The sequence below is a fragment of the Mesorhizobium sp. M0217 genome, from assembly GCF_040321955.1.
Classification (GTDB): Bacteria; Pseudomonadota; Alphaproteobacteria; order Rhizobiales; family Rhizobiaceae; genus Mesorhizobium.
This window is the reverse complement of sequence record NZ_JAMYSN010000003.1, coordinates 231,659-245,539: the sequence shown is the minus strand read 5'-3', so window position 1 is coordinate 245,539 and position 13,881 is coordinate 231,659. Positions and strand designations below refer to the sequence as shown.

The 13,881-nt window shown below is 64.0% G+C and carries 14 protein-coding genes; 3 read left to right on the top strand and 11 right to left on the bottom strand.

The window, feature by feature from the left end; translation table 11 throughout:
* Positions 1 to 51: 51 nt before the first annotated feature.
* The 11 genes from NKJ18_RS08190 to NKJ18_RS08140 form a co-directional block, all read right to left on the bottom strand.
* Positions 52 to 1,146: a fatty acid desaturase family protein gene (locus tag NKJ18_RS08190; protein WP_352758067.1), complete on the bottom strand. Its 1,095-nt coding sequence runs from the start codon at positions 1,144 to 1,146 to the stop codon at positions 52 to 54.
* 16 nt (positions 1,147 to 1,162) lie between these two features.
* Positions 1,163 to 2,077 (bottom strand): sugar phosphate isomerase/epimerase family protein, encoded by a 915-nt coding sequence (locus NKJ18_RS08185; protein WP_023705643.1) that lies wholly within the window; start codon positions 2,075 to 2,077, stop codon positions 1,163 to 1,165.
* A gap of 54 nt (positions 2,078 to 2,131) precedes the next feature.
* Positions 2,132 to 3,220: a Gfo/Idh/MocA family protein gene (locus NKJ18_RS08180; protein ID WP_023712102.1), complete on the bottom strand. Its 1,089-nt coding sequence runs from the start codon at positions 3,218 to 3,220 to the stop codon at positions 2,132 to 2,134.
* Positions 3,221 to 3,323: 103 nt separating this feature from the next.
* Complete coding sequence (locus tag NKJ18_RS08175; protein ID WP_023712103.1) at positions 3,324 to 4,391, bottom strand: ABC transporter ATP-binding protein; 1,068 nt, start codon at positions 4,389 to 4,391, stop codon at positions 3,324 to 3,326.
* A complete protein-coding gene (locus tag NKJ18_RS08170; protein ID WP_023712104.1) occupies positions 4,391 to 5,179 on the bottom strand; it encodes an ABC transporter permease in 789 nt (262 codons plus the stop codon). Before NKJ18_RS08170 ends, NKJ18_RS08175 begins: the two co-directional genes overlap by 1 nt.
* Positions 5,179 to 6,048, bottom strand: coding sequence for an ABC transporter permease (locus tag NKJ18_RS08165; RefSeq protein ID WP_352758066.1), 870 nt, complete (start codon positions 6,046 to 6,048; stop codon positions 5,179 to 5,181). The genes NKJ18_RS08170 and NKJ18_RS08165 overlap by 1 nt, the downstream gene beginning before the upstream one ends.
* Positions 6,049 to 6,114: 66 nt before the next feature.
* Positions 6,115 to 7,176: an ABC transporter substrate-binding protein gene (locus NKJ18_RS08160; RefSeq protein ID WP_023733149.1), complete on the bottom strand. Its 1,062-nt coding sequence runs from the start codon at positions 7,174 to 7,176 to the stop codon at positions 6,115 to 6,117.
* 33 nt (positions 7,177 to 7,209) lie between these two features.
* Positions 7,210 to 8,184: a PfkB family carbohydrate kinase gene (locus NKJ18_RS08155; protein ID WP_352758065.1), complete on the bottom strand. Its 975-nt coding sequence runs from the start codon at positions 8,182 to 8,184 to the stop codon at positions 7,210 to 7,212.
* Positions 8,181 to 9,209 (bottom strand): ADP-ribosylglycohydrolase family protein, encoded by a 1,029-nt coding sequence (locus NKJ18_RS08150; RefSeq protein ID WP_352758064.1) that lies wholly within the window; start codon positions 9,207 to 9,209, stop codon positions 8,181 to 8,183. The genes NKJ18_RS08155 and NKJ18_RS08150 overlap by 4 nt, the downstream gene beginning before the upstream one ends.
* A 3-nt stretch (positions 9,210 to 9,212) precedes the next feature.
* Positions 9,213 to 9,938, bottom strand: coding sequence for a GntR family transcriptional regulator (locus NKJ18_RS08145; RefSeq protein WP_023687928.1), 726 nt, complete (start codon positions 9,936 to 9,938; stop codon positions 9,213 to 9,215).
* 209 nt (positions 9,939 to 10,147) lie between these two features.
* On the bottom strand, positions 10,148 to 10,918 hold the full coding sequence (locus NKJ18_RS08140; protein ID WP_023704681.1) for an IclR family transcriptional regulator domain-containing protein: 771 nt from the start codon (positions 10,916 to 10,918) through the stop codon (positions 10,148 to 10,150).
* Between the two features lie 108 nt (positions 10,919 to 11,026).
* Between NKJ18_RS08140 and NKJ18_RS08135 the strand changes: the two genes are divergently transcribed.
* Genes NKJ18_RS08135 through pcaF form a run of 3 tightly spaced genes read left to right on the top strand, consistent with a single transcriptional unit; the run spans position 11,027 to position 13,876 of the window.
* Complete coding sequence (locus NKJ18_RS08135; RefSeq protein WP_023704680.1) at positions 11,027 to 11,884, top strand: CoA transferase subunit A; 858 nt, start codon at positions 11,027 to 11,029, stop codon at positions 11,882 to 11,884.
* Positions 11,881 to 12,669: a CoA-transferase subunit beta gene (locus tag NKJ18_RS08130; protein ID WP_023690761.1), complete on the top strand. Its 789-nt coding sequence runs from the start codon at positions 11,881 to 11,883 to the stop codon at positions 12,667 to 12,669. Before NKJ18_RS08135 ends, NKJ18_RS08130 begins: the two co-directional genes overlap by 4 nt.
* A 1-nt stretch (position 12,670) precedes the next feature.
* Positions 12,671 to 13,876 carry a 3-oxoadipyl-CoA thiolase gene (gene pcaF / locus NKJ18_RS08125; RefSeq protein ID WP_023704679.1) on the top strand — a complete coding sequence of 402 codons (1,206 nt, stop codon included), beginning with the start codon at positions 12,671 to 12,673 and terminating at the stop codon, positions 13,874 to 13,876.
* Positions 13,877 to 13,881: the final 5 nt, after the last annotated feature.

Sequence of the window (13,881 nt, the reverse complement as noted above, 5' to 3'; positions counted from 1 at the left end):
TCACCTTACCGGCCCCGTAACAGGCCGGATAGAAGGCGGGTGGTTTATTCGCTACTCGGCCGCCGCCGACATATCGAGCTCGTGAAATTCACCGCGATAGGGCCGCGCCGTCGGCGGCAATTCGCGCTTGAGGAAATAATCCTCGTACCGCAGCTGCTTCAGCAGCACCGGCCAGACCTCGCGATAGGCATGCCACATCGACGGGTTCGGCACCGGCAGGTCGTGCTTGATCAGCTCGTGCAGTCTTGGCAGCGCATGATAGGGCACCATCGGGAACATGTGGTGTTCGACGTGGTAATTCATGTTCCAGTAGATGAAGCGGCTGACCGGGTTCATGTAGACGGTGCGCGTGTTCAGCCGGTGGTCGACGACATTGTCGGCCAGGCCGATATGCTGCAGCAACCCTGTCAGCACCATGTGCCAGCTGCCATAGAGGCGCGGCAGGCCGATCAGCACCAGCGGCAGCCATGAACCCAGCGCGATCGCGAGGGCGATCGTCGCAACGTACACGGCGACATGCCAGCGCGCCGCCGTGATGGCCTTGCCCTGTTCGGTCTCAGGAATGTAGCTCTTTTCGTCGTCCGACAGCTTGCCCAACGCCTGGCGCGCCAGGATCGGCAGCGAATAACGGAAATCGAGAATGCCGGTGAAGGCAAGCGCCGCCTTGACCAGATTTGGCGGCCGCATTACCGCGATCTCGGCGTCACGGCCGACGATGATCGTGTCGGTGTGATGCCGCGCATGGCTCCAGCGCCATTGCACCGGATTGCGCACCACCATGAAGCTGGCGATTTCGTAGATCGCATCGTTCATCCAGCGTGTGCGGAAGGCGGTGCCATGGCCGCATTCGTGCCAGCGCGAATCGCTCGACGATCCATAGAGCACGCCATAGACGAGCAGGAACGGCACCACCCACCACGTGCCCCAGAACCACACGATGCCGGCGGCCGAGCCCAGGATGGCTGCGATCCAAATCACTGTATCGCGGATCGCCGGCCCGTCGGAGCGCTGCATCATTTCCTTCATTGCCTTGCGCGGCACGTCGGTGTGATACCACTCGGCCGAGGCCAGCCCGGTCTCGATCGCCCGGCGGGTGCTTTCGCCGACCAGGCCGTAATCGCGCTTTGTCTTGGCCGCCGTCGCCATCACCGTCTCGCCTACCTCAAAGCCCGTTGGCGCGGAACTTCCCGTCGAGAAATGTTTTCGCCCGCGGCACGTCGTCCTCGGTCAGATGCTCGATGATAACAGGGATGTTCGGGTGCTTCTCACTGAGCCGCTGCAGATAGAGATCGTAATTCAGCGATCCCAGCCCGGGCGCCGGCAGCTCGATCTCGCCGACGCCGCGGAAGGTCAGCCCCTCATGCGCGTCCGCGTCGCCGATATCGGCATGCTTCTCGGTCTTGTCGCTGCCTGAGCGCTTGACGTCCTTGGCGTGCGCGATGCGGATCTTGTCGGCCAGCGTGTCGAACACCTGGTTCAGCACCTGGTCCATGCGGTCGATATTGTGCGCCTCGAAATAATTGGTCGGATCCATCAGCAGGCCGAGGCCCGGATGGTCGACCTGCGCGAACATTTTGACCGTCTCCTCGACCGAACCGACGACATTGTTGACATAGGTTTCGAGCAGGAACACCGCGCCATGGTCGTAAGCCGTCTGGGCAAGATCCGAGATCACCTTGCGGCATTCCTCGAAGCCTTCCTCGGTCTTGTTTTTGGGATGATGCACCCAGTCGGATTCGGTGTTGTAGGTGCCGGTCTCCGAGATCACGTAGGGCGAGCCGAAGTCGCGCGCATTGCGGATGATTTCCTTGAGATAGCCGACGCGCTTCTCGCGCTCGGATTTGTCGGGATGGATGATGTTGGTGTAGCCCGAGATGCAGCAGACCGGCAGATTGTGGTCGCGAAACGTGTCGCGCACTGTCCTCGCCTTGTCCCCGGTGATCTGCCCGGCCGTGAGATCGACATCCCTGAAATGCATGTCGAGCTGCACTGTGTTGAAGCCGAGTGCACGGATGCGGCGGGCGGCCTCCGCGAGCTCATAGGGGAAATAGCCGGTGAAGATACCTGCCTGCATCATGATGTGAACTCCTCCCGGTAAGCGATTCAGCCGCCACACTATTCGGCGGCATGTTCAGTCGATCGATATCTCGGACAGTTTGACGGTGCGGCCTTGCGCCATCGAGCGGTAGCCCGCCTCGACCAGTGCCATTGTCTTGACGTTATCGGCGACGGAGAGCGCCGGCGGCGCGCCTGTCTTCACCGCATGCTGCAATTGCTCCATCACGCCGATGAAGGCATGCGGGAACCACATCGTGTCCCAGCTCGGGCTGACCCATTCGCCGCCGGTCGTCTTGGTCGACGCATAGGTCAGCGTCGAGGCCACGCCTTTCGGCCAGCCGATCGTGCCTTTGGCGACACCCTTGGTGCCGTCGACGCGCCAGTTGATGTGCTGGTCGTCCTCATAGCCCTCCTGGCGCGGTCCGGACCAGACATCCTCCAGCGACACGGCGAGCACGCCGGAGGGAAAGCGCAGCGTCGAGACGGTGATGCCGTCTGAATGGTCGAATGTCGTGCGCGGATCCTTGCGCGTCAGCGTGGTGATTTCCGAGGGATCGCCGAACAGGAAGCGCAGCACGTCCAGATGATGCACGCTCATATTGGCGAGCGTCAGCCGGTCGTAGTCCTGAAGGAAAGTCTGCCAGTGCGGGATCGCATGCATGTCGATCTGCGCAAAGACGATGTCGCCCAGCGCGCCGCTGTCGATGATCTGCTTCAGGACGCGCATCGACTGGTCGTAGCGCATGTTCTGGTTGACCGAGAGGATCTTGCCTGACTTGGCTGCCTCGTCGCGCAGCTTCACGGCTTCATCGACCGACAGCGCCAGTGGCTTCTGCGCCAGGATCGCCTTGATGTGAGGCTGCTTCAGCGCATGGCGGATCAGCGCCGGCTGCTGGTCGGGCGGAAAGGCAAGGTCGACGATCTCGACCTCAGAATCCTCGATCAGCTGTTCCGGTGTGTCGTGGACGGTCGCAATGCTCCAGCGCTTCGCCACCTTCTCGGCGCTGGTCTTGGTGCGCGAGGCGATGGCGACGACTGGGAAACCGGCCTGCGCATAGGCGGCAAGATGGCATTCGGCCATGATCATGCCGGCGCCGATGCAACCGATCCGGTATTCGCTGGTGCGAACCCTCACATCCGGCTCGAAACCCTGGCCTGCCATCCATTCCTCCCTTGGACGACAGGATATAACGCCATGGCCGGCCCATCAGCCAAGGTCCGCTCCATCAATTCCCATCAGAACCATGCCGGGGTGACGGTGCGAACTAGTTTGCGGCAATCAGCACGGTGCTTTCCGGCGACCAGCTGAGCATTACATTCTGGCCCTCGGCCAGCCGGTCACTGCCGGTATTCTGGACGATGACTTTCAACGTCTGGCCGGCACGCTCGACGAAATAGGTGCTGTTGTTGCCGGCGAAAATGCGCTTGGAGATCTGGCCCTTCAGAGCGTTGGCATTGGCCGCATCCGCAACCCCGGCATCGGTCGCGATGCGAATGCGTTCGGGACGCACGGCGCAGCTGGCCTTCGTACCGGCGGCAAGCCGATCACCCACCCCGGCGGCGATCGCCGTGCCGTCAGGCAGCCGGATGCCGTTGCCGGTCGCATCGCCGCGAAAAATGTTTGCGTCGCCAAGGAAGGTGGCGGCGAATTCGCTCTTCGGCCGGTCGTAGATTTCCTCCGGCGGCCCTTCCTGCACGAGCCTGCCGTCCCGCAATATGCCGATGCGGTCGCTCATCGTCAGCGCCTCTTCCTGGTCGTGGGTGACGAAGATGGTGGTGATGCCGATCTCGCGCTGGATGCGCTTCAGCTCGATCTGCATGTCGACGCGCAGCGCCTTGTCGAGCGCGCCGAGCGGCTCGTCGAGCAACAGCACGCGCGGCTTGGTGACGATGGCGCGCGCCAGCGCCACACGCTGGCGTTGGCCGCCGGAGAGCTGGTGCGGCCGGCGCTCGCCGAGCTTGCCGAGCTGAACCAGATCGAGCGCGCGCTGCACTTCGGTGGCGATCGTCGCTTTCGTTTCGCCGCGCACCGACAGGCCGAAGGCGACATTATCGGCGACGCTCATATTGGGAAACAGCGCATAGTTCTGGAACACCATGCCGATGCGCCGCTTTTCGACCGGCACCCGTTCGACGCTCTCGCCGCCAATGGCGATGCGGCCGGAGTCGGGAAAGTCGAAGCCGGCGATTTGCCTGAGCAGCGTGGTCTTGCCGCTGCCCGAGGGGCCAAGCAGCCCATAGAAACCGCCATCGGCGAAATCGATGGAGACGTGGTCCAGCGCCTTGTGCGCGCCAAAACTGCGGGAGACGTTCGATACCTGCACGCCGGCCATTATTTCTCTCCGCCGAATTTGAAGAAGCGCGCCGTGAACAGCATCAGCGCCATCGACACGACAATGATGATGGTCGAGACCGCGTTGATCTCGGGCGTGAACCCCTTGCGGATCGCGGCGTAGATTTCGACCGGCAGCGTCGTCTGCCCCGGCGTCGCCAGGAAGTAGGAGACGACAAACTGGTCGAACGACACGGCAAATGCGAACAAGCCGCCGGCAATGACGCCGGGCATGATCCACGGCAGCGTCACACGCGCGGTCACCTGCCACTGGTTGGCGCCGAGCGAGCGCGCCGCCTCTTCCAGCTCCGGTGCAAAAGTCTGCAGCCGGGCCGAGACGACGACGATGACATAGGGCAGCGCCAGCGCCACATGGCCGAGCAGGATGGCTAACAGGCCGCGGCCAATGCCGACGCCGAAGAAGAAGATCAGCATCGCCGTGCCGGTGATCAGCCACGGAATGGCGATCGGCGGAAACAGCAGCGCCTGCAGCACTTTCTTGCCGCGGAAGTCGTAGCGGAAGAGCGCCAGCGAAGCGGCCGAGCCAAGCACCACTGAGATGAGCGTGGTGATGACCGCGATCTCGAGGCTGTTCCAGGTCGCCGCGATCAGCTGGTCGTTCTGCCAGAGCGAGGCATACCATTCCGTCGTCCATTCGAACGGCAATTGGTAGAAGGGCGAGACGTTGAACGACATCAGCGCCATGATGATGATCGGCAGATAGAGGAAGACGAGCAGCAGTCCGATGTAGAAGCGGCCTAGTCCTTCGATTATGCGGGTCGTCATCATCAAGCAGCCCTCCGCAGCACCGGCGAGGCAACCGCCAGGATCACCAGCACCACCGCCAGCAGGATGAAGGAAAGCGCCGCCCCCAGCGGCCAGTTGAAGACGGCGACGAACTGGTCCTCGATCACCGTGCCATAGAACGTGCCGGTGCGGCCGCCGAGAATGCGCGGCTCCATGAACGAGCCGACGACCGGCACGAAGATCAGTGCAGCACCTGCCACCAGGCCGGGCATAGACAGCGGGATGATCACCCGCTTCAGCACCTGCAGCCGCGAGGCGCCCAGCGAACGTCCGGCCTCGATCAGCGAGTCGTCGATGGCCTGCAAAGTGAGGTAACAGGTCAGCACCATGTAGGGCACGTAGGAGTGCACCAGGCCGATGATGACTGCGGGGTAGGAATACATCAGGTCGATGTTGATATTGAACGGCAGCACGGCGTTGAGCGCCGTGTCGAGGATGCCGCCCTCGCGCAGCACCATCGCCCAGGAGAAGATGCGCACCAGCCCGTTCGACCAGAACGGCAAGATGACCAGCAGGAAGATCGCCTCGCGGCTGCGCCCCTTCAGCACCTTGGCCAGCACATAGGCCGCGGGATAGCCGATGACGACGCACCAGAGCGTCACCTCAAGGCCGAGCCGAAGCGAAGCCAGCAGCAGCGTCAGGTACAGGCTCTGCGAGAAGAAGGCGGCGTAATTGCCAAGGGTGAACGCCCACGGCTTTCCCGACAGCGGCAGGTCGGTCATGAAGGAGAAGAATACCATGGCCGAGAGCGGCAGGAAGATCGCCACCGTCAGCCAGAGATAGGCCGGCGCCAGCAGCGGCAGGGCCGATCTCAGCCCGCTGCGCGACGCGACCGCACCCTGTACTGCCATGATACCCTCCTCCCCAGGATTGAAGGGCCAGCCGGCGCCAACCGCCGGCTGGTCCGGACGTGAGCGTTACTTCACGTCGACTTTGAGCTGCTGCCACAGCGCCAGATAGGCCTCGCGCTGCGCGTCGGTGATCGGCGCCTGGAACTGGATGCGCTTGGCCACCTCGGGATCGCCCATCACCTTGCGGTTGAAGGAGTCTTCAGGCAGCGCTTCCACCGCCTTGGTGTTGGCCGACACCGGAGCGCCGACCTTGGTGACCCATTCGACATAGAATTTCGGATCGATCATCCAGTTGATGAAGGCCTGCGCACCTTCGACATTCTTCGAGCCCACCGGGATCGAGAACGCGTCGAGCCAGGCGACGGCGCCTTCCTGCGGAACGACCAGCGAGACCGGCAGCTTGAAGTGGGTCTTGGCGCGATCGGCCGAGCCGCTCCAATAGGTGCCGATGTCGATCTGGTTGGAGGCGACCATCTGGTTCCAGTCGTTCTCCGAGCTCCAGAAGGTCTTGATCTGCGGCATCAGCGAGGTCAGCTTGGTCTTGACCGCGTCCATATCCTTGATGTCGTTGATGTTCTGGCCGGTGGCGATGGCGCCGAACTGCACCGCTTCGACAGCGTCGTCGCGAATGACGACCCGGCCCTTATGCGCTGGGTCCCACATTTCGGCGATCGAGGTCGGTGGCTTGTCGAAGGACTTTTCGTTGATAGCCAGCGCCGTCAGGCCCCACACCCACGGCACGCCATAGACCTTGCCGTCATGGTCGAGCATCGGCGATTGCGCCTTGTCCTTGCTGATGTCGGCATAGTTCGGCAGCTTGGAGGTATCGATCGGCTGGATCAGCTTTTCCGCCATCGCCTGATCGTTGAAGGCGGCGTTGATCATGACCACGTCATAGAGGCCCGGATTGGTGCGGATCTTGGTCAGCATTTCCTGTTCGGAATTGAAGAAGTCGTTGACGACCTTGTTGCCGGTCGCCTTTTCGAAGGCTTCGATCGCCCACGGCTCGTCGGCGCCGTAGCCCTTCCAGTTGAGCACATGCACTTCGGCGGCACTGGCGGCCAGCGTGAGCGCGGAGGTGATGACGGCGGTCGCCGTCAGCAGGGCAGTCAGTCTTGGCATGCGCATGTTCGTTCCTCTCTTGTTTGCCCGCTTGGCGGGTCAGGCTGTCTGATGGGCCTTCTGGTTCTGGCCCGGCTCGCCCGTGGCGGCCTGGCTCAGGAAAGTCTGGATCTCGCTGTCGGTCGGCGCCGATGAGCCGCCATGGCGGGTGACGGAAAGTGCTGCCGCCGCATTGGCATAGCGCGCCGCCTCGAAGGGATGCACGCCGCGCGAGAGTGCACTGACCAAACCGCCGATATGGGTGTCGCCGGCGCCATTGGTGTCGATGGCATCGACCTTGAAGCCGGCAATGGTCTGCGTCTCGCCATTGACCAACCTCACGAAACAGCCCTTGGCGCCGGCGCGGATAACGACGCCTTCGGCCTTTGGGCAGTGGTCGGCGAGCAGCCGGGCGGCGAGTGCCTCGACATCGCCTTGCCCAGCGATCTCGACCGCTTCCGTCATGTTGCAGCTCAGCCATGTCGTACGGGCAAGCACCCGCGACAGGATGGGACGTGGGATATCCGCGATGACCGGCGTTGGATCGAAAACGAAGGGAATGTTTTCTGGCAGCGCCTCGATCCAGTCGGTCAGCGCGTCGCGGCTGCCGGAATAGCTAAGCGTATAGCCCGACGTGAACACCCAATCATCAGGCGCGACCACCACGGGCCTCATCATCTCGAGGCTGAGAATGCTCTCCGCACCGGGCCACGACACGAAGGTGCGCTCGGCATCCCCGGAGATCATGGCGACGCAATTGCCGCTGTCCATGACCGGCGATGGCGACGTCAGCGTTATGATGCCTTCGGCCGCAAACGCGGCGCGCAAAAAATCGCCATTCGGTCCGCTGCCGAGCTGGCCGCCGAACACCACCGTCATGCCGGTGCGGCTGGCCGCGACCATCATGTTGAAGCCGCCGCCGGCGACCTGCGCAAAGCTCGACGCGGTCTTCTCGCAGCCCGGCGCCGGCAAGGCGTCGATGCGGTAGACATAGTCGACGACGGCGCTGCCGATATGGACCAGACGCCCACTCATGCCGCGGCATCCTTGCTGGCCTTTGCGGTGCGCGCCGCGACGAGGTCTTCGACAAGCGAGCGCACCTCCCCCATATCTATGCCGACGAGCCCGGCAATGTGTTGTTGCGGCAGTTGCGAAAAGCCGACGCAGGCGCCGGCCATGCCTGAGGCAATCGCGCCGATCGTGTCGGTGTCGCCGCCGAGATTGGCGCTGATGATTGCCGCTTGCCAGGGATCGCCCTGCGCGACTTCAAGCACGGCGAAAGCTGCCGGCACGGACTCCTGGCTGGCCACACCGGTGCCGACGAGATCGGTGATGAGCCCGATCGCATCCCGCATGGTCTTGCCGCGCACGAGCTCCTGCGCCCAGGCGATACGCGCGGCGATATCGCCACCAGTCACCCAATGTCCGAGCCGGGCGCCTCGCCGCGCGGCTGCTACCGCGCTGTCGGAAGCGGCACGCCAGTCGCCACCGGCGACGCCGTGGCTGGCGGCGGCGGCAACTGCTGCGGCCGAAGCGATGGCGATCGAGGTGTTGTGCGTGGCACGGCAAGTTTCGGCCACCTTGGCGACGAAAGCGTCGAGCGGTTCCAGCGGCATCATGATGCCGACCGGCGCGATGCGCATGGCCGCGCCATTGGTGTCGCCCCGGCTTCCCGCCTCTTCCGCCGGCACGCCGTCATTGATGGCGTCGATGGCGCGCTTGGTCGATGGTCCCAGCAGGTCATAGCTGCCGCGCGCCTTGACCTCGCGCTCCCAGTCGAGCAGCGCGTTGACCCAGCGCGCATGGTCGAAGCGGTCGCCGGATTCGACCAGAATGCGGCCGAGCAGCAGCGCCTGTTCGGTGTCGTCGGTGACGGTGCCGGCCACGAGCCCCTTCGACACCGGATGGTCGGCGAAGGGCGCCACGAAATCCTCGACATGGCCGTATAGCTCGGCGATCCGCGCCGGCGACAGAAGCTGTGTCGGCATGCCGAGCGCATCGCCCAGCGCGCCCCCGACAAGCGCGCCCATGGCGCGATCGAGAATGGTTCTGTCCGGCATCGCTCAAAACCTCATATGCAGCGCGAAATGCGCCGGGTTGAGCAGGCTGGTTACATATTCGATCGGCCGGTCGTCGGCCGCACGCGTCAGCCGGCGTCCGCGCAGGAACGGCGTGCCTTGCGGGCAGCCGAGAATGGCGGCGTCTTCGGCATTCAGCATCTCGATGCCGACCCATTCCTCGCCATGGTCTGGGATGAGGCCGGCGCCGCGCAGCGTCTGGTGCAGCGAGCCTTCGCGCAGACCGCGCAGCGGCACGTCCTCCAGTTCGGGCGACAGCGGCAGGCGGCTGCGTTCGATGGAGATCGCATGGCCGTCGCTAGCATTGGTGCGCACCCGGTCGACGGCGATGAAGAACGGGCTTTCGATGCCAAGCAGCGCGGCAAGATCGGCATCCTCGATCACTTCAAGCCGCAGCGTCCGCGTCTCGGCATTGGCGCCGGCATTGGCCAGCGCCCGCGACCAGCCAATGCTGTCATCGACCGGCTTGCCGTCGAAAGTGACGAAGGAGCCGATGCCGACCTTGGTCGTGATCAGCCCACGGCTGGACAACTCCTCGAGGCCCTTGCGGACCGTGTTGCGGCTGACGGAAAAGCGCTGGACGAGTTCGTTCTCGCTTTGCAGGCGGTCGCCGAAGCCAAGCACGCCGGAGCGGATCTCATGTTCGAGAACGGTGGCGATCTGCTCGGGCTTGCCCGTGCCGGGAGACAGTTGAACCGCGCGCCGCTTCATATGGGTACCTGTTCAGTAAACCTGTATAGTCCTGTTCGATATTGGAGTTGAAGGGCGACGTCAACGATATATTTGGATTCACGCATATGCGTTGTGCTCAGGAGGTGCCCCGGGCATCGTTTGTTCGCATGGCGACGCGAACCGCGCAGGGCGTCCCGTCTCCGAGACAGAGCGGGGGCAGCGCTTCCCTCAGGCGATTAGCCTTGCGCTCACACGAAGAAAAATTCCTCGATCCGTCGCTTGGCCTTCCCCAGCGCCGGCAGGATATCCCGCTCCATCGCCTCGACGGAGAACCGCGCCGACTGGGTCGAGACGTTGATCGCCGCGACGGTCTTGCCCGCGCGGTCACAGATCGGCACGGCGATCGAGCGCAGGCCGAGCTCCAGCTCTTCATCGACGACGGCAAAGCCATCCGCCCTCGCCGCGTCGATGGCCTTGGCCAGCGCGGCGCGGCTGGTGATCGTCTTCGGCGTCCGCCGTTCGATCTTGGCTTCTGCAAGGAAGGCCTTCAGCTCATCCGCGCCCAGCCCCGCAAGCAGGACGCGCCCCATCGAGGTGCAATGCGCCGGCAGCCTGGTGCCGACATCGAGCGAAACGCTGAGGATGCGGCGGCCAGGAATGCGCGCGACATAGACGACTTCCTCGCCCGACAGCACCGCCGCGTTACAGGCCTCGTCGAACTGGCCCGCGACGTCGCGCATGATGGATGCCGCGAATGTCCACAGCGAGGCGCCGCCGAGCCAAGAGCGCACGATGGTGAGCAGGCGCGGCGATAGCGAAAACTGCCGGCCGGATTGCGTGGCATAGCCGGTGGCGGTCAGCGTCAGCAGGAAGCGACGCGCGCCGGCGCGGGTCAGCCCCGCCTCCTCCGCCATTTCGGTCAGTGTCAAGCCCGCCGGATGCCTGGCCAGTATCTCCATGACTGCAAGGCCGCGCTCCAGCGAGCCGACATGGTCGCGCGTCGTTGCCTCGTCCTCCATGCGGCCTCCGCAAGACAATGCGCCGCCTTGACTCGTCTCGGCGGCGCGATGTAAAAATATCTCATACAAAACAAATGTTCGCAATACGAACTTTTGGAGTTTTCTGCGATGGTCAAATTCCTGCGCCTCAAACAGGCCGTGGCGGAGAACCTGCACGATGGCGACACGGTCGCCTTCGAAGGCTTCACCCATCTGATCCCGACGGCGGCGGCGCATGAGGCGATCCGCCAGGGCTTTCGCGACCTCACCCTCATCCGAATGACCCCCGACCTGATCTACGACCAGATGATCGGCATGGGCATGGCGAAGAAGATCATCTTCTCCTATGTCGGCAATCCCGGCGTCGGCCTGCTGCGCCGCGCCCGCGATGCCATCGAGAACGGCTTTCCCCGGGCGATCGAGATCGAGGAGCACAGCCATGCCGGCATGGCCAACGCCTATGAGGCGGGCGCGGCCGGCCTGCCCTGCGCGGTTTTCCGCGGCTATCGCGGCGCCGGGCTGGCGGCAGTCAATCCCAACATCCGCTCGGTCACCTGCCCGTTCACCGGCGAGGTGCTTGCCGCCGTTCCTTCCATCCGACCGGACGTGACCTTCATCCACGCTCAGAAGGCCGACAAAAAAGGCAATGTTCTGGTCGAAGGCATTATCGGCATCCAGAAGGAAGCGGTGCTCGCGGCCAAGCGCGCCGTGGTGACGGTAGAGGAAGTCGTCGACAATTTCGACGACCTGCATCCCAACCTCACCGTGCTGCCGCGCTGGACCATCGCTGCGATCTCGGTGGTATCAGGCGGTTCGCATCCCTCCTACACGCACGGCTACTATGCCAGGGACAACGCCGCCTATCTCGAATGGGACGACATCGCCGCCGACCGTGAAAAATTCCAGACCTGGATGCAGGCCAATGTCCTCGATCGCACGGCGGACGATTTCGCCGGCCGCGTAAAGCATCTGAGGAGCGCGGGATGAGCGGCTTTACTCCCAATGAGATGATGACGATTGCCGCCAGCCGAGCCCTGAAAAACGACGATGTCTGCTTCGTCGGCATTGGCGCGCCGTCAGCCGCCTGCAACGTCGCGCGGCTGACGCATGCGCCCGACATCACGCTGATCTATGAAAGCGGCACCATCGGCACCGCGCCCGATGTTTTGCCGCTGTCGATCGGTGACGGCGAACTTTGCGACACCGCCGTCACGACCGTCTCGGTGCCGGAGATGTTTCGTTACTGGCTGCAGGGCGGCCGCATTTCGATCGGTTTCCTCGGTGCCGCCCAGCTCGACAAGTTCGGCAACATCAACACCACCATCATCGGCGACTATGCGCATCCCAAGACCCGCCTGCCCGGCGGCGGCGGCGCGCCGGAGATCGCCACCTCGTCGAAGGAGATCTACATCACCATGGCGCAGTCCAAGCGCGGCATGGTCGAGAAGATCGACTTCTTCACCTCCTTCGGCCATGGCGATGGGGGCGATCACCGCCAGCGCCTAGGCATCGACACCGCTGGACCGACGCTGCTGATCACCGACCTCGCCATCTGGAAGCCCGACCCGATGAGCAAGGAATTCACCGTGGTGTCGCTGCATCCCGGCGTGACGCGGCAGCAGGTGCAGGACAGCTGCGGCTGGATCGTAAAGTTCGCCGAGGCGCTTGACGAAACGCCGGCGCCGACGGAACTCGAGCTGACGACATTGCGTGACCTGCAGGCCCGCACCAAGGCGGCGCATGAGGGAAGCGGAAAAGAAAAGGCTGCATGACATGACCGAGGCATTCATCTGCGATTACATCCGCACCCCGATCGGCCGTTTCGGCGGCTCGCTGTCGTCGGTGCGGGCCGACGATCTCGGCGCCATTCCGCTGAAGGCGCTGGTCGAGCGCAATTCCGGCATCGACTGGCAGGCCATCGACGACGTCGTCTATGGCTGCGCCAACCAGGCCGGCGAGGACAATCGCAATGTCGCGCGCATGTCGCTCCTGCTCGCCGGATTGCCGCAGGAAGTGTCAGGCTCGACCGTCAATCGCCTCTGCGGGTCCGGCATGGACGCGCTCACCATCGCCGCCCGCGCCATCAAGGCGGGCGAAGCCGAGTTGATGATCGCCGGCGGCGTCGAATCGATGAGCCGCGCCCCCTTCGTCATGCCCAAGGCCGAGACCGCCTTTTCGCGCCATGCCGAGATCCACGACACCACCATCGGCTGGCGTTTCATCAACCCGCTGATGAAGAAACAGTATGGCGTCGATTCCATGCCGGAGACCGGCGAGAACGTCGCCGAGGATTTTTCAGTGTCGCGCGCCGACCAGGACGCCTTTGCCGTGCGCAGCCAGGACAAGGCCGTCGCGGCACAGGCCAATGGCCGGCTGGCGAAGGAGATTACCCCGGTGACGATCCCACAGAAAAAGGGCGATGCGATTATCGTATCGAAGGATGAGCATCCCCGCGCCGGCACCACGGTCGAGTCGCTAGCCAAATTGCCGACGCCGTTCCGCCAGGGCGGCACCGTCACCGCCGGCAACGCGTCCGGCGTCAATGACGGCGCGGCAGCGCTGATCATCGCCTCCGAAGCGGCTGTGAAAAAATACGGCCTGACGCCGATCGCCCGCGTCCTCGGCGGCGCTGCTGCCGGCGTGGCGCCACGCATCATGGGCATCGGCCCTGCCCCGGCGACACAAAAGCTCTGCGCCCGCCTCGGCCTGACACCGCAGCAATTCGATGTCATCGAGCTCAACGAAGCTTTCGCCTCCCAAGGCATCGCCGTGCTCCGCCAACTCGGCATCTCCGAGGACGCGGAGCACGTTAATCCGAATGGCGGCGCCATCGCGCTTGGTCATCCCTTGGGCATGTCGGGCGCGCGTATCACTGGCACCGCGGCACTGGAACTGCGCGAGCGCGGCGCCCGCTATGCGCTCGCCACCATGTGCATCGGCGTCGGCCAGGGCATCGCAGTGGCGCTCGAACGGGTTTGAGATCG